This window comes from Paraburkholderia sp. (genome assembly GCF_036488505.1).
In the GTDB taxonomy this organism is placed as follows: Bacteria; Pseudomonadota; Gammaproteobacteria; order Burkholderiales; family Burkholderiaceae; genus Paraburkholderia.
The window spans coordinates 1-20,858 of the sequence record NZ_DASXHN010000200.1 but is presented as its reverse complement, the minus strand read 5'-3'; the positions used below and the strand labels follow the sequence as shown (position 1 = coordinate 20,858).

Annotated in this window: 18 protein-coding genes; 13 read left to right on the top strand and 5 right to left on the bottom strand. The window is 64.6% G+C overall.

Annotated features, from left to right (window positions below):
* Positions 1-97 precede the first annotated feature (97 nt).
* From VGH68_RS11835 to VGH68_RS11795, 9 genes are all read left to right on the top strand, one after another.
* Complete coding sequence (locus VGH68_RS11835) at positions 98-805, top strand: 3-oxoacid CoA-transferase subunit A (RefSeq protein ID WP_331603811.1); 708 nt, start codon at positions 98-100, stop codon at positions 803-805.
* Positions 806-818: 13 nt separating this feature from the next.
* A complete protein-coding gene (locus tag VGH68_RS11830) occupies positions 819-1,478 on the top strand; it encodes a 3-oxoacid CoA-transferase subunit B (protein ID WP_331603810.1) in 660 nt (219 codons plus the stop codon).
* A 411-nt stretch (positions 1,479-1,889) separates the two neighbouring features.
* Positions 1,890-3,269 carry a 3-carboxy-cis,cis-muconate cycloisomerase gene (locus VGH68_RS11825; protein ID WP_331603809.1) on the top strand — a complete coding sequence of 460 codons (1,380 nt, stop codon included), beginning with the start codon at positions 1,890-1,892 and terminating at the stop codon, positions 3,267-3,269.
* A 5-nt stretch (positions 3,270-3,274) separates the two neighbouring features.
* The gene (gene pcaD / locus VGH68_RS11820) at positions 3,275-4,066 is read left to right on the top strand and encodes a 3-oxoadipate enol-lactonase (RefSeq protein ID WP_331603808.1); all 792 of its coding nucleotides are present in this window, start codon (positions 3,275-3,277) and stop codon (positions 4,064-4,066) included.
* Positions 4,063-4,458: a 4-carboxymuconolactone decarboxylase gene (pcaC, locus tag VGH68_RS11815; protein ID WP_331603807.1), complete on the top strand. Its 396-nt coding sequence runs from the start codon at positions 4,063-4,065 to the stop codon at positions 4,456-4,458. The genes pcaD and pcaC overlap by 4 nt, the downstream gene beginning before the upstream one ends.
* 294 nt (positions 4,459-4,752) lie before the next feature.
* Positions 4,753-6,705, top strand: coding sequence for an ABC transporter permease (locus VGH68_RS11810; protein WP_331603806.1), 1,953 nt, complete (start codon positions 4,753-4,755; stop codon positions 6,703-6,705).
* Positions 6,702-7,511, top strand: a complete 810-nt coding sequence (locus VGH68_RS11805; protein WP_331603805.1) for an ABC transporter ATP-binding protein — start codon at positions 6,702-6,704, stop codon at positions 7,509-7,511. Before VGH68_RS11810 ends, VGH68_RS11805 begins: the two co-directional genes overlap by 4 nt.
* A complete protein-coding gene (locus VGH68_RS11800) occupies positions 7,508-8,221 on the top strand; it encodes an ABC transporter ATP-binding protein (protein ID WP_331603804.1) in 714 nt (237 codons plus the stop codon). Before VGH68_RS11805 ends, VGH68_RS11800 begins: the two co-directional genes overlap by 4 nt.
* 260 nt (positions 8,222-8,481) lie before the next feature.
* Positions 8,482-9,690 (top strand): ABC transporter substrate-binding protein, encoded by a 1,209-nt coding sequence (locus VGH68_RS11795; RefSeq protein WP_331603803.1) that lies wholly within the window; start codon positions 8,482-8,484, stop codon positions 9,688-9,690.
* Positions 9,691-9,831: 141 nt separating this feature from the next.
* Here the strand turns inward: VGH68_RS11795 and VGH68_RS11790 are convergent, their stop codons facing one another.
* On the bottom strand, positions 9,832-10,083 hold the full coding sequence (locus tag VGH68_RS11790) for a hypothetical protein (protein ID WP_331603802.1): 252 nt from the start codon (positions 10,081-10,083) through the stop codon (positions 9,832-9,834).
* Between the two features lie 328 nt (positions 10,084-10,411).
* Between VGH68_RS11790 and VGH68_RS11785 the strand changes: the two genes are divergently transcribed.
* Positions 10,412-10,936 carry a DUF6496 domain-containing protein gene (locus tag VGH68_RS11785; RefSeq protein ID WP_331603801.1) on the top strand — a complete coding sequence of 175 codons (525 nt, stop codon included), beginning with the start codon at positions 10,412-10,414 and terminating at the stop codon, positions 10,934-10,936.
* A gap of 24 nt (positions 10,937-10,960) precedes the next feature.
* Here VGH68_RS11785 and VGH68_RS11780 read toward each other — a convergent pair whose 3' ends face one another.
* Positions 10,961-11,224: a hypothetical protein gene (locus VGH68_RS11780; protein ID WP_331603800.1), complete on the bottom strand. Its 264-nt coding sequence runs from the start codon at positions 11,222-11,224 to the stop codon at positions 10,961-10,963.
* A 1,567-nt stretch (positions 11,225-12,791) separates the two neighbouring features.
* Here VGH68_RS11780 and VGH68_RS11775 point away from each other — a divergent pair.
* Together VGH68_RS11775 and VGH68_RS11770 are read left to right on the top strand one after the other, a co-directional pair.
* Positions 12,792-13,058 (top strand): DUF4242 domain-containing protein, encoded by a 267-nt coding sequence (locus VGH68_RS11775; RefSeq protein ID WP_331603799.1) that lies wholly within the window; start codon positions 12,792-12,794, stop codon positions 13,056-13,058.
* Positions 13,059-13,166: 108 nt separating this feature from the next.
* Positions 13,167-13,712, top strand: a complete 546-nt coding sequence (locus VGH68_RS11770) for a hypothetical protein (protein ID WP_331603798.1) — start codon at positions 13,167-13,169, stop codon at positions 13,710-13,712.
* On the opposite strand, the gene VGH68_RS11765 is transcribed toward VGH68_RS11770, so the two are convergent.
* Together VGH68_RS11765 and VGH68_RS11760 are read right to left on the bottom strand one after the other, a co-directional pair.
* Complete coding sequence (locus tag VGH68_RS11765) at positions 13,649-16,621, bottom strand: helix-turn-helix transcriptional regulator (RefSeq protein WP_331603797.1); 2,973 nt, start codon at positions 16,619-16,621, stop codon at positions 13,649-13,651. The two genes, VGH68_RS11770 and VGH68_RS11765, sit on opposite strands and share 64 nt — an antisense overlap.
* Before the next feature lie 442 nt (positions 16,622-17,063).
* A complete protein-coding gene (locus VGH68_RS11760; RefSeq protein ID WP_331603796.1) occupies positions 17,064-18,392 on the bottom strand; it encodes an aspartate aminotransferase family protein in 1,329 nt (442 codons plus the stop codon).
* A 279-nt stretch (positions 18,393-18,671) separates the two neighbouring features.
* On the opposite strand from VGH68_RS11760, the gene VGH68_RS11755 reads away from it, so the two are divergent.
* A complete protein-coding gene (locus tag VGH68_RS11755; protein ID WP_331603795.1) occupies positions 18,672-20,087 on the top strand; it encodes a PLP-dependent aminotransferase family protein in 1,416 nt (471 codons plus the stop codon).
* Positions 20,088-20,111: 24 nt separating this feature from the next.
* Here the strand turns inward: VGH68_RS11755 and VGH68_RS11750 are convergent, their stop codons facing one another.
* On the bottom strand, positions 20,112-20,735 hold the full coding sequence (locus VGH68_RS11750) for a LysE family translocator (protein WP_331603794.1): 624 nt from the start codon (positions 20,733-20,735) through the stop codon (positions 20,112-20,114).
* Positions 20,736-20,858: the final 123 nt, after the last annotated feature.

Here is a 20,858-nt window from a genome sequence, read left to right as displayed (position 1 = left end):
AGCGGTCGCCGGCATCGCGGAGGCTCGTGCCGGCGCGAGCCTTGTCGGTCATGGCTGTCAGCCCGGCGGCACGTAGCGCCCTCAAAGGAAATTCGACATGATCAACAAGATTTTCGAGTCACTTGAATCGGCCGTCGCCGATGTCCACGACGGCGCGACCGTCATGATCGGCGGCTTCGGCACGGCCGGCATGCCGTCCGAGCTGATCGACGCGCTGATCGAGCAGGGCGCGCGCGAGCTGACCATCGTCAATAACAACGCAGGCAATGGCGATATCGGCCTCGCGGCGCTGCTCAATGCGAAGCGCGTGCGCAAGATCATCTGCTCGTTCCCGCGTCAAACCGACTCGTATGTATTCGACGCGCTGTATCGCGCCGGCGAGATCGAGCTCGAACTGGTGCCGCAAGGCAATCTCGCGGAGCGCATCCGCGCGGCGGGCGCGGGCATCGGCGGCTTCTTCACGCCGACCGGGTACGGCACCAAGCTTGCCGAGGGCAAGGAAACCCGTCTGATCGACGGCAAGCACTATGTGCTGGAAGCGCCGTTGCATGCCGACTTCGCGCTGATCAAGGCCTACAAGGGCGACCGCTGGGGCAACCTGGTTTATCGCAAGACCGCGCGTAACTTCGGGCCGATCATGGCGAGCGCGGCGAAAACCGCGATCGTGCAGGTGTCGGAAGTGGTGCCGCTCGGCGCGCTCGATCCTGAAGTGATCGTCACGCCCGGCATTTTCGTGCAACGCGTGATCGAAGTGCCGCAAGCGGCACACGCGCCGGCGACCAACGCTCACGACGCCGCTGCCTGAACCGGAGACCGACATGAAAAAACTGACCCGCGATGAAATGGCCAAGCGCGTTGCCCAGGACATCCCCGAAGGCGCTTACGTGAACCTCGGCATTGGCGTGCCGACGCTGGTGGCCAATCACCTGGCCGCCGACAAGGAAATCTTCCTGCACAGCGAAAACGGTCTGCTCGGCATGGGCCCCGCACCGGCAAAAGGGGAGGAAGACGACGAACTGATCAATGCCGGCAAGCAGCACGTCACGCTGCTGACGGGCGGCGCTTACTTCCATCACGCCGACTCGTTCGCGATGATGCGCGGCGGCCATCTGGACTTCTGCGTGCTGGGTGCGTTCCAGGTGTCGGCAACCGGCGATCTGGCGAACTGGCATACCGGCGCGCCCGACGCGATTCCGGCTGTCGGCGGCGCGATGGACCTCGCGATCGGCGCGAAACAGGTCTACGTGATGATGGAACACCTGACCAAGCAGGGCGAAAGCAAGATCACCGCGCAGTGCTCGTATCCGGTAACGGGCGTCGGTTGCGTCGACCGCATCTATACGGACCTCGCGATCATCGACGTGACGAAAGACGGCCTCGTCGTGCGCGAGATTTTCTCCGACATCGGCTTCGACGAACTGCTGAAGCTGACCGGCGTGCCGATGATCGACGGCACGCAGGCGGCGCGCGCGGCTTGACGGTCCAGCTCGTGTGGCGGCTGGTGCGCTGAAACAGCGCCCACGCGCGTGGCGCCCTGAGGTGCGACGAGGTGCGATGAACGCAGCGGCGCGCGGCGGTCCGTTTCAGATTCACGCCGCTGCTGCCGGGTTCGAGCGCCGCGTTAAGGCCTCATCCCTGCAACGTGCTCTGTTTCGCGCGCGGGCCGGCGCAGGCACGGTACACGCGCGTTCGCGCCGCGTTGGCCACTCCGGCGCCGTGCGGGCCGCGTTTGGCGCACAATACCCGACAGCGCGCAGCCACGCTTCAGCGAACGTCGTGGCGAGCCACGGCACAGCGCGTGCTGCGCTTCTCGCCGAGCGGCGCCTGCATCAAACGCCATACGCCACGCGCATTCCTTACCTCCGACTTCCTCGACCATCGACGTCATCATGCTCGACTCCAGCGCCCGTCTGACTGGCCTTCTGTGCGGCACGCAGCCGATGAACGACATCTGGGCGCCGCTTGCCACGCTGCAACGGATGCTCGACGTCGAAGCCGCGCTCGCGCGCGCTTCGGCTATCCATAAAGTCATTCCCGAATCCGCGGTACTCGCGATCGAAGCCGCTTGCGAGGCCGATCTGCTCGACGCCGATGCGCTCGGGCGCGACGCAGCGCTCGGTGGCAATCTCGCGATTCCGCTCGTCAAGCAGCTAACCGCACTCGTCAAGGCGGCCGACGCCGAAGCGGCCAAATACGTGCATTGGGGCGCGACGAGCCAGGACATCATCGATACGGCGACGGTGCTGCAACTGCGCGACACCTTCGATCTGCTCGACAACGGCCTGCAAGCCACCTGCGACGCGCTAGCGAAACTCGCGGCCACGCATCGCGCGACGCCGATGATCGGCCGCACGTGGTTGCAACAGGCGCTGCCCATTACCCTCGGCCTGAAATTCGCGCAATGGCTCGATGCGCTGCTGCGTCATCGCGAGCGGCTCTATGCGCTGCGCGAGCGCGTGCTCGTGCTGCAATTCGGCGGCGCGGCCGGCACGCTCGCGAGCTTGCGCGACGCGGCGCCACAGGTGACTCGAGCGCTCGCAGAAGAACTCGGCCTCGCGGTGCCTACGTTGCCTTGGCATACGCAGCGCGACCGCATCGCCGAAACGGCGTCGGTGTTCGGCATGCTGATCGGCACGCTGGGCAAGATCGCGCGCGATATCTCGCTGCAGATGCAGACTGAAATCGATGAACTCGCCGAGCCCGCCGCGGCCGGCAAGGGCGGTTCGTCGACGATGCCGCACAAGCGCAACCCGGTCGGCTGCGCGGCGGTGCTGACCGCCGCGACCCGCGCGCCGGGCCTGGTGGCCACGGTGTTCGCCGGCATGGTGCAGGAGCACGAGCGCGCGCTCGGCGGCTGGCAAGCCGAATGGGATGCGCTGCCCGACCTGGCGCGTCTCGCGGGCGGCGCGCTCGCGAATATCGAACAGATCGCCGCGGGTCTGAACGTGAACGTCGCGCGCCTCGCCGCCAATCTCGATGTCACGCACGGCCTGATTCTCGGCGAAGCGGTGATGCTCGCGCTTGGCGACAGCATCGGCCGGCTCGACGCGCATCATCTGATCGAGCGCGCGTCGAAAGCGGCGATCCGCGACGGCAAGACGCTTTACGACGTGCTCGCCGCCGACCCCGCCGTCACGCAGCATGTTCCGCTCGAACGGCTGAAACAGCTGCTCGATCCCGCTCAATACGTCGGCCAGGCGCACGCGTATGTGGACGCCGCGCTGGCGCTTCATTCCGCGCGCGCCCAGCGCGCCCCTACCAAGGAGTAACCGGCATGCCCTACGCCGCAGTCAACGGCACCGAGCTTCACTATCGCATCGACGGCGACCGTCACGGCCCCGCGCCGTGGCTCGTGCTGTCGAATTCGCTCGGCTGCGATATGTCCATGTGGGCGCCGCAGGTCGCGGCGTTGTCGAAGCACTTCCGCGTGCTGCGCTACGACACGCGCGGCCACGGCCATTCGGAAGCGCCGAAGGGTCCGTACACGATCGAACAGCTCAGCGGCGACGTGCTCGGTCTGATGGATACGCTGAAGATCACGCGCGCGAATTTCTGCGGCATCTCGATGGGCGGCCTGACCGGCATCGCGCTGGCCGCACGTCACAGCGATCGCTTGCAGCGCGTCGTGCTGTGCAATACCGCCGCGCGGATCGGCTCGCCGGAAGTGTGGGTGCCGCGTGCCGCGAGGGCCCGCGGTGAAGGCCTGCTCGCGCTCGCCGACGCGGTGCTGCCGCGCTGGTTCACGGCTGACTATATCGAGCGTGAGCCGGTCGTGCTGGCGATGATCCGCGATGTATTCGTGCATCACGACAAGCAAGGCTACGCATCGAACTGCGATGCGATCGACGCGGCCGATCTACGCCCCGAGGCGCCCGGCATCAAGCTGCCGGTGCTGGTGATCAGCGGCACGCACGACCTCGCCGCGACGCCCGAGCAAGGCCGCGAACTCGCGCAGTCGATTCCGGGCGCGCGCTACGTCGAGCTCAACGCATCGCATATTTCCAATATCGAAAAAGCCGACGAATTCACGAAGACCGTGGTCGACTTCCTGACGGAGACGAAATGAACGACGAAGATCGCTACGAAGCCGGCCTTGACGTGCGTCGCGCTGTGTTGGGCAGCGCGCACGTCGATCGTTCGCTGGCGAACCGCAACGAGCTGACCGAGGAATTTCAGAACTTCATCACACGCTATGCGTGGGGCGAAATCTGGACGCGCGACGGCCTGCCGCGCCACACGCGCAGTCTGGTGACGATTGCGATGATGGTCGCGCTCAACCGCACCGAGGAACTCGCGCTGCATCTGCGCGCCGCGAAAAACAACGGCGTGACGCGCGAGCAGATCAAGGAATTGTTGCTGCAGACGGCGATCTACTGCGGCGTGCCAGCGGCGAATTCGGCGTTCCATCTCGCCGACAAGCTGTTCCGCGAGGACGACGCGGCTGCGGCCAAGCCGTAATCGCCGCCATTTCGCGGATCGGCAAACGCCCGGTCAGGCGCTTCAAGCCAAGCCCCAAAAGTTGGATGCCAACTTTTGGGGCTTTTTTCATGGCAGTGCGGTTTGCGCGTCGGGCGCGCGGCACGACCGCCCGCTTCGGCGTAGATTTTGTGTGGGTTGTTATGCAGGTTGATTCACTGGTAGTGTCCTGCCTTTGACGCGGGCGCGCGGGGTGCCGCCCGCGCTCCAACGTCTGCCGGTCGTGCCGATGTGCTCGCCGCGCAAGCGCCATCCGGCGAGCTGCCGAGGGTTCTCATGTTTTCGAATCTGCTGGTGCAACTGGTCAATGGACTCGCCGACGCGTCGACGCTATTTCTCGTCGCCGCCGGTTTGTCGTTGATCTTTGGCGTCACGCGCATCGTCAACTTCGCGCACGGCTCGTTCTATATGGTCGGGATCTACGTCGCCTACCGCATCGCCAGCCGGTTCGGCCAGACGACGGGCGGCTTCTGGCTGTCGGTGCTGGCCGCCGCGCTGGTGGTCGCGGTATTGGGCGCGCTGGTCGAAATCGTCGTGCTGCGGCGGATCTATCAGGCGCCCGAGTTGTTCCATCTGCTCGCCACTTTCGCGCTGGTGCTGATCTTTCGCGACGCCGCGCTGTGGCTGTGGGGCCCCGACGATCTGTTCGGCCCGCGTGCGCCGCACCTGGCCGGCGCGGTCGATTTTCTCGGCCATCCGCTGCCGACCTACGATATCGCGCTGATCGTCATCGGCCCGCTCGTTCTGCTGCTGCTCTGGTATGCGCTGACACGCACGCGCTGGGGCACGCTGGTGCGCGCCGCGACGCAGGATCGCGAGATGCTGGGCGCGCTCGGCATCAATCAGGCGTGGCTGTTTACCGGCGTGTTTTTCGTCGGCGCATTTCTCGCGGGGCTGGGCGGCGCGCTGCAAGGGCCGCGCATGTCGGCGAACCTGTCGCTCGATCTGGAGACGATCGGCAATGCGTTCGTCGTCGTCGTGGTCGGCGGGATGGGTTCGATTCCGGGCGCGTTTATCGCCGCGTTGCTGATCGCCGAGATCAAGGCGCTGTGCATCGGCATCGGTCACGTGACGATGTTCGGCGTCGGCTTGTCGCTGAGCCGCTTTACGCTGGTCGCGGAATTCGTCGTGATGGCGGTCGTGCTGGTGGTGCGGCCGTGGGGGTTGCTGGGCCGCGCGAGCGCCGTGGTGCGTAGTATCGGCGCGCCGGAGCTGCCGTTGCGGCCGGCGGGCAAGCGTCTGAAGTGGCTGGCCGCGCTGGTGCTGTTGGCGCTCGCGCTGGCGCCGCTCGCGGCCAACGCGTTTCCCTACATGCCGGTGCTGCTGGTCGAAATCCTGATCGCGGTGCTGTTCGCGGCGAGCCTGCATTTCATCATGGGCCCCGGCGGCTTGCATTCGTTTGGCCACGCCGCGTACTTCGGACTCGGTGCCTATGGCGCTGCACTATTCCTGAAGGCGCTGGATCTTCCGATGGAAGCCGCGCTGCTGCTCGGTCCGCTGCTCGCGGTAGCCGGCGCCCTGGTGTTCGGCTGGTTCTGCGTGCGACTGTCGGGCGTCTATCTCGCGATGCTGACGCTCGCGTTCGCGCAGATCGTCTGGTCGGTCGTGTTCCAGTGGGACGACGTCACGGGCGGCAGTAATGGCGTGCTCGGCCTGTGGCCATCGAACTGGCTGTCGTCGCCTGTCGCGTTCTATTACCTGACACTCGCATGCGCGGTGCTCGGGGTAGGGCTGCTGCGCCGCATGCTGTTTTCGCCCCTCGGTTACGCGATGCGGGCGGGGCGCGATTCCGTGCTGCGCGCCGAGGCGATTGGTATCGACGTCAAGCGCGTGCAATGGGCGTCGTTCGTGATCGCGGCATTGTTCTGCGGGCTCGCCGGATCGCTTTATGCGTTTTCCAAAGGCAATATCTCGCCCGAAGCGATCAGCGTGAGCCGTTCGGTCGACGGCCTCGTGATGGTATTGCTCGGCGGCTTGCAGACGCTGAGCGGACCGATCGTCGGCGCGGCGGTATTCACGTGGCTGCAGGACACGGTCGCCCGTCAGACCGACTACTGGCAGGCGCTGCTCGGCTTCGTGATTCTGTTGCTGGTGATCGCGTTTCCGCAGGGCATCGTCGGCTTTGTTCGCGAGCGCTTCGGCGATACGGGCTTCGATCACGCCGACAGCACCAACGGCAGCGGCGCGTCGCCATCGCAACCGGCGGCCGCCGTCAAGGAGGGGCTGTGAGCCTGCTGCGCGTGAGCGGCCTGTCGAAATCCTTCGGCGGCGTGAAAGCCGTCGACGACGTTTCGTTCGAGCTGAAAGCCGGCGAACTGCTGGCATTGCTCGGACCGAATGGCGCCGGCAAATCCACCTGCTTCAATATGGTCAACGGCCAGTTGCAGCCGTCCGCGGGCTCGATTCTTCTCGATGGCCATGAACTGGTCGGTATGCGCGCGCGCGATATCTGGCGGCGTGGCGTCGGCCGCACGTTCCAGATTGCGGCCACCTTTAACTCGATGACCGTGCTCGAAAACGTGCAGATGGCGCTCGTGTCGCGTGAGAAAAAAACCTTTGGTCTGTGGAAGCCGGCCCGCTCGCGCTATGCCGACGAAGCGTTCGCGCTTCTCGAACAGGTCGGCATGAGTGCACAGGCGGATCGCGCGTGCGGGGTGCTCGCCTATGGCGACGTGAAGCGTGTCGAGCTGGCGATCGCGCTCGCGAACCGCCCGAAGCTGCTGCTGATGGACGAACCGACCGCCGGCATGGCGCCGCAGGAGCGCAACGAATTGATGGCGCTGACCAAACGCCTGGTCACCGAACAGCAGATCGGCGTGCTGTTCACCGAGCACAGCATGGACGTCGTATTCGCGTACGCCGATCGGTTGATCGTGCTCGCGCGCGGCCAGCTGATCGCCGAGGGCGACGCCGGCACGATCCGCAACGACCGACGCGTGCAGGAGGTCTATTTCGGCACCGGCAAAACGTTTCGGCCGCATCTGCCGCAACGCGATGCGGCGGCCGGCACGCGAGAAGGCGGCGCGCTGCAATGAGCGAACCGATGCTGAAGGTTGCCGGCCTCAATGCGTTCTATGGCCGCGCGCATATCCTGTTCGACGTCGGTCTCGAAGTTGGCCGCGGCGAAGTCGTCGCGCTGATGGGCCGCAATGGCGCCGGCAAATCGACGACGATGAAAGCGGTGATGGGCTTGCTGCCGAACCGCCGCGGCGACGTGATATTTCGCGGTCGGCACATCGGCGCGCTGCCGCCGCACCGGATCGCGCGCATGGGCGTCGGCTTCGTACCCGAGGATCGGCGCGTGTTCGCGGATCTCACGGTGATGGAGAACCTCGACACCGGCCGCCAGCCACCACGCGAAGGTGCGCCGCAATGGACACCGGAAAAGCTGTTTCGCCTGTTTCCGAATCTCGGCGAAATGCCAACACGTCCGGCAGCGCAGATGAGCGGCGGCGAGCAGCAGATGCTGACCGTGGCGCGCACGCTGATGGGCAATCCGTATCTGCTGCTGCTCGACGAGCCGTCCGAAGGCGTCGCGCCGGTGATCGTCGAGCAGATGGCGAATATGATTCTCGAACTCAAGCGCGCAGGGCTGTCCGTTCTGTTGTCCGAGCAGAATCTGCACTTCGCCGAACTCGTCAGCGACCGCGCATATGTGCTTGAAAAAGGGCAGATCCGCTTCAGCGGCACGATCGGCGAACTCGTGGGCAACGAGACCGTGCGGCGCGCTTATCTGGGGGTGTGAGCCGATCCGAAACGACACGCGTGCATGGCTGCTGGCGGCGCGGCGGCAACGACCCGTGAGGCCAACCCGCTTCGCGCTGTTGCCAAAGATCTTCGGCTCGCGTGTGCGGCGCCGACCCGGTACGATGCCGCGTAACCGCGACGGTGCGGACGGCCCCGCAGGCCGCCGCCTGGCTTCAGCCGCGTGCGCTGTCGCCATGCCCCGGCCCCGTCGCATGCGATTTGAACCGCAGCAATTCTTCTGATAACGGAGCAACACACATGACCACGCGCGCAGGATGGATCCCTCGTCTCATCATGTCGGCGGTGTGCTCGTTGAGCGCCTTCGGCGCGAGCGCACAGCAGACCATCAAGATCGGCGAGATCAATAGCTACAAGGCGCAGCCCGCCTTTCTTGGGCCTTACAAAAACGGCTGGAATCTCGCGCTCGAACAGGTGAACGCGGCGGGCGGTGTGCTTGGCAAGCAGCTCGAAGTCATCTCGCGCGACGACAACGGCAATCCCGGCGATACGGTTCGCGCCGCGCAGGAACTGATCGCGCGGGAGCAGGTGCAATTGCTATTCGGCGGCTTCCTGTCGAACACCGGCCTCGCGCTCGCCGATTTCGCGAAGCAGAAAAAGATCTTCTTCCTCGCCGCCGAGCCGCTCACCGACAAGATCGTCTGGGCCGACGGCAACAAATATACGTACCGTCTGCGTCCTTCGACCTATATGCAGGTCGCCATGCTGGTGCCCGAGGCGGCCAGGCTGAAGAAAAAGCGCTGGGCGATCGTGTATCCGAACTACGAGTACGGGCAATCGGCGGCGGCGACCTTCAAGAAGCTGCTGAGCGCGGCGCAGCCCGATGTGCAGTTCGTCGTCGAACAGGCGACCCCGCTCGGCAACGTCGACGCGGGCGCGGTGAGCCAGGCGATCGCCGACGCGAAGCCAGATGCAATCTTCAACGTGCTGTTCAGCGCGGACCTCGGCAAGTTCGTGCGCGAAGGCAATACGCGCGGGCTGTTCAAGGATCGCGCGGTGGTGTCGTTGCTGACCGGCGAGCCCGACTATCTCGACCCGCTCGGTGCCGAAGCGCCGACCGGCTGGATCGTCACCGGCTACCCGTGGTACTCGATCGATACGCCCGCCAATAAAAAATTCGTCGACGAATACCGCGCGCGGTATCACGACTATCCGCGTGTCGGTTCCGTGGTCGGATATTCGGCGCTGATGTCGATCGCGGACGGCATCAGAAAAGCCGGCTCGACTGACCCGGACAAACTCGCCGCCGCGTTCAAGGGGCTCGACGTGCAGACGCCGTTCGGGCCGATCACCTACCGCCCGCAGGACAACCAGTCGACGATGGGCGCGTATGTCGGCGTGACCGGCGTGAAAGACGGCAAGGGCGTGATGACGTCGTACCGCTATATCGACGGTGCGAGCGTGCAGCCGTCGGATGCCGAAGTGAAGAAGCTGCGGCCGGCCGATTGAACGCGCGGTTCGCGTCGGCTCGTCGTGACCGCTGCGTCACGCTCGTCGACCGGGCCGCCGAATGAGCGCCCGCGGCGGCTTTGCCGCGGGTGAATGGAAGAACCGGAGGGCGCAGCGTTCGCTATGCCCGGTTGGGGGAAACTACTCCTGCGCGTCGTGTTCGGTGACAAAGCGCTTCAGATAAGCGAGCACGGCAGCCTCCATCGCGCGATGATCGGCGGTGCTTTTCGCGCCGGCGTTTTCCTCGTCGCCAAACAGCGTGGACGGCGCGTTATGCACGTCCACCTCCTGTCCTTCGCGAAACACGCGAATTTCATGGACGTTCTCGGCGTACTCGGCGACCCAGTGCACGCCCTCGATATGCGCACCCGCGCGAACGGTAGGTATCTTCATGGATAGCTCCAAGGCTGCCGGGACGGACCCTGCGCCGGCCCTTGCTCACCACCATACGCCGTCCCGCTGACGCAGGCGAGCCCCGCCTGGAAAATTCCCGGGCGAATTGCTCACAGCGGTTTTGTCCGGCCGGCGCTCGATCGAGCGGAGCCGGCGTGAGGCCCGCACTCTCTGTTTCCCCCAAGCGGCACGAACGCAGGCAGGCGCGCGATTCGCGCCTTCCATCTGCCTGGCGATCGCGACCACCGCATTCAGCTGACGCCCCGGCACGGGCGTTGCTGCAAGGTAAGCCCACAGTCGCAAACCGAACCGCAACCGGAGAACGATCATGCCAGAGCGGAAAACCTTGAAACGTGCCGAGGCCGATAAGCGCGCCGGCAAGTCGGCGAGTACTCAAGCGGGAGAGTTCATCAAGGAGCAGGTGGACAAGGTGCGTGCCGGCAAGCACGGTGTCAGGTCGCCGAAGCAGGCGATCGCGATCGGTTTGTCGGAGGCGCGTCGCGCGGGCGTCGATGTGAAGCCGCCGAAGAAGGGCGCGACGAGCGAGACGACCCGCAAGAAAGCGCAGAAGGACAGCGCCGCGGGCAAGCACGACGGTGCGGCGAAGAAGAGCGCGAGCAAGGAGTCGAGCGCGAAGCGCTCACGCGTGTCGGAGAACGTGCTGAAGCGCGAGAGCAAGGCGGGCGCGTCGTCGGCCGCGATGTCCAAGCAGGCGAAGTCGGCGGCGGCCAAGCGGCCCGCGGCCAGCCGCTCGGCCGCGGCGAAGAAGGCGGCGGCGACGAAGGGGGCCGCCGGGCGTTCAGCCGCCGCGAAAAAAGCTGCGCAGACGCGGGCCTCACGCGCGCATCACTGAGGTTGACGCACTCCGGGCGCTGCTTTACGGCGCCCGGTCGCCGGGCAGCGCTGCAGTGAAACAGAATGGGTCAGGCTGGGGCGGTTTTCGTGAGATTGAAAAGGCGTAAAAGGTGAGACGCCCGCGGAGAGTCACGTTGACCGGAACAAGCCCGGCAAGCTCCTCAAAGACGAGCAAGTCCGGCAGCTCCACACCATGTGACGAAGCTTGTGAGGCGAACACGAACGCAGTGCCGATGTTCGGGCGCCGCGCGAAAGGTATCTCGCGACTTGGAGTGAATTTCCTCACCAGGCAGTATTCGAAGCGTAGCGAGGAGGCAAGACAAATGTCGTTTCGCTAAAGAGAACTCGCTGGCGATCGCTTGCATTTGATGAGTAGACAAGCTGCGGCGTCGAGCACGACGGCGACTGCATTGCCCTTAAATTTTTCGGCTGTGAATACAGCGGCGGTGACGGTCGACGGAATCGGGCGGATCCGGGTTTGCGTTTCACAGATACGCTAATTCATCGAGGGGCCTACAGAAGTTCACCGGGGAAACAGTTTGTTCCACTGACCTACTATTTAGCGAGCGACCCACGCGACCGCGACTCTGCCGGCTGTAGTCCGGTGCTGGGCTTGGCGCGGACGAGGCAAGTCGATCCGCAAAAGCCCAACCGTTTCGAACTTCTTTCGTTAGTGGCCGCTATTCGCGTTGCATTGGGGCAGATGACCACAGGTAGCCGATCCATTGCGAGTTGAACTACCCACTGCGCTGGTGCTTCCCGCCACACCGCCGTACCCGGACGTGCCGTTTTCCATTTTGCTGGAGGTCGCATCGAACGGGTGCGAGACAGGGTTTCCGAGGTAGGTCATGCCGGCGGTCGCGGCGCCGTGCGCACTGCCTCCACCACTCCCACCATTGCCGTTTCCACCACCCTGTGCGAACGCGGCGCCCGTCGAACAAATGGCTGCGACGGCCCCGCACGTTAAGGCAAACTTCAACGAGTATTCCATGATACGTCTCCTGCAAGTCCGACACGCTTGCGTCGCGTCGAGGCTAGATGTGCCGCTAATGACAGGCCATTTGCGAAGCGGCGGTGCGCAAATGGCCGTTTGAAACTGGGTACGCTGGGCGCTTGCCCCACCTCGATGCCTTCCGAATTTGAGGACCGCGCTAGGCGAGAGAGTCAGCCTTCGGATTGACGCATGAACTGGCAGGGATCGTCGAATCTGTTCGCCTCCTCTCGTGAGCATAAGCGTGAGAGGCGTATGCCCAGCCTCCCGCTACGAGAACGACGATCGCCAGCAGTGATAGCGTTCGTCGCGACTACCCGTCCGTCAAAAATATCGGCGATATCCTGTGTGCGAAGACGTGGTGTGGGGCGGCAGAAACGCTTGCGCATCAAGCGGGGACACCTCCCGCCGCTCTTCAACCCGATGTTGCGCTGCGGGGCTCACTCCAGCGGCGTCGATCTGCTGCTGTTCGGTCCAAACGTCACCCAGCCTGGACATGACGGCCGGCACTCGACCGTCCGACAGCGGGGAGACCGGAGCTCGCAGCACGAGCGCAACGATTATTCCGGGGATCAGGCCTCGCTTCATCGCGCGTCTCCTGCATGCGGTTTCGAAGACGACGGCCAATCCGTATATCGGACTGACGGGCCGTCGCTGTTGACGCATTTATAGAGTGCGCAAGCCACGGTGGAAATAGCGAGGAATAACCATCTCCGGTGGACATTGCAGGACGGTCCCACCGACAGGATTAGCCATTCGGTTGTGGACTACACTTCCTTAGGCTTTTGCGCAGATAGCTCGATGCTCTGCATATCGCAGTCGCGCATCGCCTGTTTTTGACTTTGTCCGATAAGGAGGCGTCATGACTCTCTTCATGATCGAACGCAATTTCGCGGAACAACTCGATTTCACTGCCGAGGGCGCCGACGAAGTGACCGAAATAAACGATGAAGTCGGCGTCAAATGGCTTGTCTCGTTCCTGACCGCCGACAAACGCAAGACCTATTGCCTGTACGAGGCGAACAACATGGAAGCGATTCGCGAGGCGGCGCGGCGCGCCGATATTCCTGCGGACGAAATCATCGAAGTCACGGAACACAGGCCGGAGTGGCTGCTGTCCGCTCGGTAATCGCGCGGCCTGGCACGACCCGACGTCGCGATGGTCAGAATTGACTATTCCCGCACGCCGTATCGTCGCCTATAAACGTTGCATGGTTCGTCACCCGGGAGAAACGACATGTACTGGCGCGTGTGGATGTGCGTGTCGATCGTGATGTCATTGCTCACCGCATGCGGAGCGTCGAAGCTGGATACGAGCCAGGCACAAATCTTCCAGACTAGCGTGAACGGGGTGTGGCCCCTCGTCGATGGCGTGAACGGTGCGCCCGGCACCTTCGACCAGCTTCCCGCTCGCGCCCAAACCGTTTTGTCGGAAAACGCGCGGACAGTTCCGCTGCAACTGAACGCGCCCCCGCCCCCCTCGATCTCCTGCGCGGAGCTCGGCACGATTGCCGTGCCGGTTGCCATCGCACGGGGAACGCTGACAAGGCCCGTCTTTCGCGTCGCCGCCGACTCCGCCGCTCGGTGCATTCCCGGCGCTACGCTCGTCCTGATTCAGGATGGGCGCCATCTCGCGCCGGTCGAAATGCCCCAGACGTTTAAGTCGCGCTGCTCGCCTTCCTCTCACAACCGCGCCGGAAGCCGCACTGAGCGCACCTGTCAGGTGTCGAGCAACCCGGCGTGGCTGGCGAAGGCAGCCGCTTCAGTCCGATTCGCCGTATAGGTTTTTTCCAGGATATTCCTGATGTGGTTCGCCACCGTGTTGGAGCTGATGTCGAGGACACCAGCGATGTCCCGATTGTTTCGGCCGATTGCGACCAGACGCAATACCTCCACCTCGCGCCTGGTCAGTCCGCACGGGTACGCGGGGCGGTCGCCGAGCGCGTCGAGCGCCCTCAGGAGCGCCTCTGCGCGCGCGATGAGCGTCGACATGCCAAAGGTTCTGGCGTCGGTGAGCGCGGCACCAAGAAGCTCTCGGGCGAGCCGCGTATCCCCGTCGGCGCCGCGCGAATGAAGCATGTGCGCATAGCGGTAACGATCGTGCGCGAGCCATGCCCGCGCGCCGGCACGGGCGTCGATATCGATAGCAGCAACGAAATGACGTTGCGCGATATCCCAGCGCTTTTCGACCGTCGACAACATTCCAAGCAGACGGTCCGCCGCGCCGAGGCACGGGCCGCCGATGTCCAGCAGCAAGACCGTGCCCCCGTATGGCAGCAGCATCCGGTACAGGCGCGCCGCTCGGGGCGCGTCCTCCAGATAGACACAGACTTCCCCGGCGAAACAGACGCGCGTCAGCGCGCCCGCGTTTTCCGGCACGGAAGGCATCTCCTCAACGCGCAGCGCGTCGAATTCCGCACGCGAGGCCTCGCGCATATCGAGTTCGGCATAGATCAACGCGACGCCCGGCCGCCACAGCGATGCTGCCGGACTTTTGCGGACCATGAGCTGGACGGCGGGCAGCACTTCATTGAGGCGGCCCTGTTCCCGGCGGATGCAGAACATCTGCATGCCGTACGCCGTAGATGCCATGTCCGGCGCGACGGGTTCAGCCATCGCCAGCGCCTGCCCCGCCTGCTGCTCGGCGCGCGTGAAAGCCCCTTCATTGATCGAAAGCAGCGTTTCGAAGCACAGCACAACCGCTTGGTGATAGAGCGAATTCACATCACGCGCGACACGGCGGTCGGCGTCGAGCGTCGCATGCAGCGCGGGCATGTCACCGATGCGCATGAGGTCACACAAGCGATAGGCCATCAGGTCGGCCAGCGTCCAGTTGAGATTGTTCGACGAGGCGGCGATCGACCATGCCTCATTCCCCGCGGCCAGACGCTCCTGCAGAAGGCTTGGCCAGTATTCCGCCGAGGTGAGCGACGTCAGCGCGAGATAAAGACCGCGTGGATCGCCAAGCTTGCGCGCGAGCTGCACGCACGTTCGCCATGTATGCTGCGCATCGTCCGCACGATTGCAGTACACGTAAGCGCGGCACAAGCACGCAAGCAATTCGACGCGCATGGCGTCGTCATGCTTGTGCGCATCGAGCGCTTGCAGCACCAACGCGACAGATGTTTCGCCGGAACGCGCGGTGCGCAGATTCGCCTGTTCGAAGCCGATGGCGGCACGCACAAAATGCGCGGTCAGAGCGTGCTGACTAGCGACCTGCGCCCCCTCGAGAAAGGCGGTGCGACTGCGCTCGGCCGCGCCGAGATCAGCCTCGACACGGCCCAGCGTCAGAAGCAGTTCGCAGCGCAGAGAGACGCGCTCTGCAAAGTGCTCGTTTTGCAGGTTAAGGGCAAGCCGGTAAAGTCTCGATGCCTCTTCGTACGCGAAGGATTGCGCGGCTTGCGCGGCGGCCTGACGCGCATAATTCAGCGCCTTAGCGGCGTCGACATGGCGACCTGCCTGCGAGAAGTGGTACGCGAGTTGAGCAAGGCGCGGCGCCCGATTTCCGCGCTCGGCTGCCTCCAGCCACTCGCCGATCGCACCATGCAGCCGCTCGCGGCGCGCGACAAGAAGATCTTCGTAGAGCATGTCGCGTATCAGCACGTGGCTGAAGCGCAGCGCACCCTTCTCCGACGCCGCTTCCAGGAGGCTCGCGCGAGACGCCGCTTCGAGGCTCGACAGCACGGCCTCTTCGTCGTCCGGCGCCAGCCAGATCAACAATTCGATTTCGAAGGTTCGGCCGATGCACGCAGCCATAGCGAGCAGGCCCTTCGCGCGTTCGGGCAGATGCAGCATCCGTCTCGCGATGACATTGCGCACCCCTTCCGGAACGCCCGTGAGCAGGGCCGGATCGTCGCGTGCCCAAATGCCAGTGCGTTCGCTGCGCTCGATGAGAAGCCGCACGGTCTCCTGCAGAAACAACGGGTTGCCGTCGGTGCGTTGGTGCAGCGCGCGGACGAGCGAAGCGTCGGGCACAGCGCCGCTTGCCGCCTGAAAGAATTGCCCCGACTCCTGCAAATCGAGGCCTTTCATATGCATGCGGCGAAAGCCGGGCACACGCACCAGATCGGCAAATGCGTCGGCCAGCGGATGATCTCCGGCTACGTCGGTGTCGCGATACGTCCCGAGCACCATCAGGGGCGCGTCGGCCAGTTGTGAAGCGAAAAACGCGAGGAGCCGGATCGACGTCGGGTCGGCACAATGGAGGTCATCGAATACCAGCAGGACCGGCCGTTCTCGCGCAGCGTCCTGCCAGAACCGGGTGATGGCGTCGAATAGCTCGAAGCGCGCCTGAGCCGTATCGAGCTTCGGGGGCGATGGCTCAGTTGCCGCTGCGTGCGTGAGAACCTCGGGAATGGCCGCTGCGATGACGGATATGTCCGATTTGGTCAAACGGCCCGAGGGTTGCGCAGTTTTGCGTTCGAGAGACGAACGGAAAAGCTGTCGCCAAGGCCAATAGGCTGGCGCCCCTGGTTCTTCGAGGCACCGCCCCCAATGCACGACAAAGTTGGCTCGCGTTGCCGCTGCCACGACTCGCTGTGCAAGCCTCGTTTTTCCGATACCCGCGGATCCGGCGAATAGCACGACACGGCCGTGCCCCTCGGCGGTTTTGCCGAGCGCCGTTTCTACAAGCCTCATTTCGTTGTTGCGGCCGATGAAAAACCCAAGCGTTCCAGTCGTCGTTCTGTCCATATCTCGGCCCCGGACAATCGAGCGGCATTACGCAAGGTTTTTAAAAGAAATGTGTGATGCTGCGGAGGTCTTTTGATCGGTTATAGGCAACGAGTAGGGCTGCTGCAAGCAGGCTTTTTGTAATTTTGTGTTTGGTGAAGGGGGCACATAAAAAAGCAGAGAGAGTTCTAACCGGAAGCAGTATCGGGTAAGAGCAGTGCCTGCCCACACTGTCGGCGCCGAAGGCAGTGCACGCCGGCGCCCTATCGGCGCATTCGCCGGTCGGAAGACGAAGCGGTACTCGACAGAATGCAACGCAGACTGTCCAGACCGCCGCGAAGCGAAACCTTCCCCCCAAGCAAAAGACCGGCGGCACGCCGAAGCGTGCCGCCGGTCTTTCGCATTTCGCCGTCGCTGCAAGCCGCGTTACGAGCTCTTTCCCGCACGCATCCGCTCGCCGCGCTTACTGCACGGTCGCAAGTACGTCGCCGACCGTCTTGAAGAGATGCGCGATCTGCTCCTCATCGATGATGAGCGGTGGCGAAAACGCGAGGATGTCGCCGGTGAAGCGGATCAGCACGCCCGCCTCGAAGCATTTGACGAACGCCTCAAAAGCCCGCGCGCCCGGTGCGCCATCGCGCGATTCGAGTTCGATGCCCGCGACCATGCCGAGGTTGCGCACGTCTTTCACATGCTTTGCACCGCGCAGCGCGTGCGCGGCGGCTTCGAACGTCGGCGCGAGGGCCGACGCGCGCTCGAACAGCCTGTCGCGGCGATACAGGTCGAGCGTCGCCACGGCTGCCGCCGCGGCCGCCGGATGTGCGGAATACGTGTAGCCGTGGAACAGCTCGATCGCGCCCTGCGCGCCGCTGTTGACGACCGTGTCGTGGATCGAGCGACTCGCCGCGACCGCGCCCATCGGAATCGACGCGTTGTTGATCGCTTTCGCGAGCGTGATCAGATCCGGCGTGACGCCGAAGTATTCGCTCGCCGTCGCCTTGCCGACGCGCCCGAAGCCGGTAATGACCTCATCGAAGATCAGCAGGATGCCGTGCTTCGTGCAGATCTCGCGCAGCTTTTGCAGATAGCCTTGCGGCGGAACCAGCACGCCGGTCGAACCGGCTACCGGTTCGACGATCACCGCGGCGATCGTCGACGCGTCGTGCAGCGCGACGATGCGCTCGAGTTCGTCGGCCAGATGCGCGCCCCACGCCGGCTGACCCTTCGAGAACGCATTGTGTTCGAGGTCGTGCGTGTGCGGCAGATGATCGACGGCCGGCAGCAGCGCGCCCGAGAAGGTCTTGCGATTCGGCGCGATGCCACCGACCGAAATGCCGCCGAAACCGACACCGTGATAGCCGCGCTCGCGGCCGATCAGCCTGGTGCGCTGCCCTTCGCCGCGCGCGCGATGGTACGCCAGCGCGATTTTCAACGCGGTGTCGACCGATTCGGAGCCCGAGTTCGTGAAGAAGATACGGTCGAGGCCGGCCGGCATCAGTTCGGCGACCTTCGCGGCCGCTTCGAACGCGAGCGGATGGCCCATCTGGAACGTCGGCGCGAAATCGAGCGTCGACAGCTGTTGCGTGATCGCGGCGACGATTTCGTCGCGGCTGTGGCCGGCGTTCACGCACCACAGGCCCGCGCAGCCATCGAGGATCTCGCGGCCGTCGGTGCTGCGGTAGTACATCCCCTTCGCCGATTCGAGCAGGCGCGGCGCGGCCTTGAACTGACGGTTGGCGGTAAAGGGCATCCAGAAGGACGACAGATCGTCGATGACGGGGCGCGAAGTCATGGAATCTCCTCGAAATGGTTGGGGCGGACGCCCCCAAACGAGCAAAGAGGGGCTTCCTGCATAGCCAAAACTGTAGCGCTCGGGGTTTAATGGCGGCATAAACAGTTGCCGAAGTGCGGTGCTAACTGTGTTGGCTGATTGGCGTGGACCGTATCGGTGCGCGGGCGCCGCATCCCGCCATGGACATCAACATCGGCATCGGCATCCGCATCGGTATTGCACGGCCCCGTCCGGCCGCCCGCCACGGCCCCGCTTTTTGTCCCGACTTTTCGCCGCATCATGATCGAACTCGAACTTCAGCGCGACCGGCGCGCTTCGTCGACGCTTGTCGAGCAGGTCGTACAAGGTTTCGCGCGCGCGATCGAAGCGCAATCGCTGCGCGCGGGCACGCTGCTGCCGTCAGTGCGGCAGCTTGCGCAAAGCCACACGCTGAGCACCTTTACGGTGACCGAGGCATACAACCGGCTGGTATCGATGGGGCTCGTGGTCGCGCGGCGCGGCTCCGGCTATCGGGTCGCCGCGCGCGGGTCGGCCCCGCGCGCGGCGCTCGCCGCCTGGCAACCGCCGAGCCTGACCGCCAACTGGCTGCTGTCCGACGTATTCGCCGATCATTCGGTGCCGATCAAGGCGGGCTGCGGCTGGCTGCCGGGCGAGTGGATCAACGAGGCCGGCCTGCAGCACGCGTTGCGCGCGCTAAGCCGGGTGCCGGCCGCGCGTTTCGGCGACTACGGTCATCCGTACGGCTTCGCGCCGCTGCGCGAGCGCATCGCGGAACAGCTCGATCGGCGCGGCCTGCCGGTCGAAGTGACGAACGTGCTGCTGACGCAAGGCGCGACGCAGGGGCTGGACCTGATCGTGCGCACGCTGCTGCGCGCGGGCGACGCGGTGATCGTCGAAGATCCGGGCTACGGCAACCTGCTGCAGATCCTGAAGCTCGCCGGCCTCGTCGTGCATGGCGTGCCGCGCACGCCGGCCGGTGTCGATACGGACGTGCTCGACACGCTGGTCGCGCGGCACAAGCCGAAGGCGATCTTCGTCAACACGACGCTGCAGAATCCGACTGGTGCGACCTTCGGCATGTCGGCGGCGTTCCGCTTGCTGCAGATCGCCGAGCGCGAACGCATCTGGGTGATCGAGGACGACGTCAGCCGCGAACTCGCGCCTGCCAGCGCGCCGCTGTTCGCCGCGATGGAAGGCCTGCGGCGCGTGCTGTACCTGGGCGGTTTTTCGAAGACGGTCACGCCGGCATTACGCTGCGGCTACGTGGTTGCCGAGACGGCGGTGCTGCGCGAGCTGGCGCGCACGAAGATGGCGGTGGGGCTGACGTCGTCGGAGGCGATCGAGCGGATCGTCGACAAGGTGCTGATCGAAGGGCGCTACGCGCGCCATGTGGAGACGGTCAACGAGCGTCTGAAGCTCGCGCACGCGGCCTTGGAGGAACGGCTCGACGGGCTCGGCCTCGAGATGTTTCACCGGCCGCGCGGCGGGCTGTTCGCGATGGCCCGCCTGCCGATCGAAGCCGAGCGTGCCGGCGAAATTACGACGGCCGCGCTCGCGCACGGCATCTGGCTTGCACCGGGCTCCTACTTCCGTCCCGACGATGCACCGAGTGCATGGTTCCGCTTCAACGCGCCGTATTCGACCGACGATGCACTGTGGCGCTTTATCGAACGGGTCGGGCAGGGAAAGCTGTAGACGCCCGGAGCTTTGCTTGCGCGCTTACGCGCCGTGGCCGAGCAGCTTCAGCGCGATCGGATACAGCGAAAACACCAGCAGCAACGCCATCGCGACGTTGAAGATGCGCAGCCGTTTCGGATTCGACAGCACCTGACGCATCGCCGTGCCGAAGCCCGCCCACAGGCAGATACACGGAAAGCCAATCACGTAGAACACCACCGCCATCGCAACCACGTTCATGCCGAAGCTCTCGCTCAGATGAATCGTCGTCGCGGCGGTCAGCACCATCATCCACGCCTTTGGATTGACCCACTGGAAAGCGATTGCCTCGTGAAAGCGCATCGGGCGCCGCTTGCCATTCTTGAGTTGCAGGCCGCCCGACGTGCCGATTTTCCACGCCAGATACAACAGATAAGCGACGCTGACGACTTCGAGCACTGTGTACAGCACCGGAAAATGCACGAACGCTTCGCCGAGCCCGATGCCGACCGATAGCATCAACAGCACCACGCCGGCGCTGATGCCCGACACATGCGGCAGCGTGCGCCGAAAGCCGAAATTGACCCCGGAGGCGAGCAACATCGTGTTGTTCGGACCGGGCGTGATGGACGTGACGAGCGCGAACAGAATGCCGGCAGGCAGCGCGCTGAGACTGACATATGACATGGAAGGCTCCGGTGTCGGCGAAATGTGCGGTGAAAGTCATTCTAGCGACGTGACCCGGTACAGTACCTGTACGGTTGGCAGTATGCTGTCCGGTACGGTCACGGGCGGCGGGTCCGCGCGCAC

What these genes read in the sequence shown, in the direction of transcription:
- VGH68_RS11825 (WP_331603809.1), top strand. Translation starts at nt 1,890, where the DNA reads ATGCTCGACTCCAGCGCCCGTCTGACTGGCCTTCTGTGCGGCACGCAG.
- VGH68_RS11750 (WP_331603794.1), bottom strand. Translation starts at nt 20,735, where the DNA reads ATGTCATATGTCAGTCTCAGCGCGCTGCCTGCCGGCATTCTGTTCGCG.
- VGH68_RS11775 (WP_331603799.1), top strand. Translation starts at nt 12,792, where the DNA reads ATGACTCTCTTCATGATCGAACGCAATTTCGCGGAACAACTCGATTTC.
- VGH68_RS11800 (WP_331603804.1), top strand. Translation starts at nt 7,508, where the DNA reads ATGAGCGAACCGATGCTGAAGGTTGCCGGCCTCAATGCGTTCTATGGC.
- VGH68_RS11785 (WP_331603801.1), top strand. Translation starts at nt 10,412, where the DNA reads ATGCCAGAGCGGAAAACCTTGAAACGTGCCGAGGCCGATAAGCGCGCC.
- VGH68_RS11765 (WP_331603797.1), bottom strand. Translation starts at nt 16,621, where the DNA reads ATGGACAGAACGACGACTGGAACGCTTGGGTTTTTCATCGGCCGCAAC.
- VGH68_RS11810 (WP_331603806.1), top strand. Translation starts at nt 4,753, where the DNA reads ATGTTTTCGAATCTGCTGGTGCAACTGGTCAATGGACTCGCCGACGCG.
- VGH68_RS11795 (WP_331603803.1), top strand. Translation starts at nt 8,482, where the DNA reads ATGACCACGCGCGCAGGATGGATCCCTCGTCTCATCATGTCGGCGGTG.
- VGH68_RS11770 (WP_331603798.1), top strand. Translation starts at nt 13,167, where the DNA reads ATGTACTGGCGCGTGTGGATGTGCGTGTCGATCGTGATGTCATTGCTC.
- VGH68_RS11830 (WP_331603810.1), top strand. Translation starts at nt 819, where the DNA reads ATGAAAAAACTGACCCGCGATGAAATGGCCAAGCGCGTTGCCCAGGAC.
- VGH68_RS11755 (WP_331603795.1), top strand. Translation starts at nt 18,672, where the DNA reads ATGATCGAACTCGAACTTCAGCGCGACCGGCGCGCTTCGTCGACGCTT.
- VGH68_RS11835 (WP_331603811.1), top strand. Translation starts at nt 98, where the DNA reads ATGATCAACAAGATTTTCGAGTCACTTGAATCGGCCGTCGCCGATGTC.
- VGH68_RS11760 (WP_331603796.1), bottom strand. Translation starts at nt 18,392, where the DNA reads ATGACTTCGCGCCCCGTCATCGACGATCTGTCGTCCTTCTGGATGCCC.
- VGH68_RS11790 (WP_331603802.1), bottom strand. Translation starts at nt 10,083, where the DNA reads ATGAAGATACCTACCGTTCGCGCGGGTGCGCATATCGAGGGCGTGCAC.
- pcaC (WP_331603807.1), top strand. Translation starts at nt 4,063, where the DNA reads ATGAACGACGAAGATCGCTACGAAGCCGGCCTTGACGTGCGTCGCGCT.
- pcaD (WP_331603808.1), top strand. Translation starts at nt 3,275, where the DNA reads ATGCCCTACGCCGCAGTCAACGGCACCGAGCTTCACTATCGCATCGAC.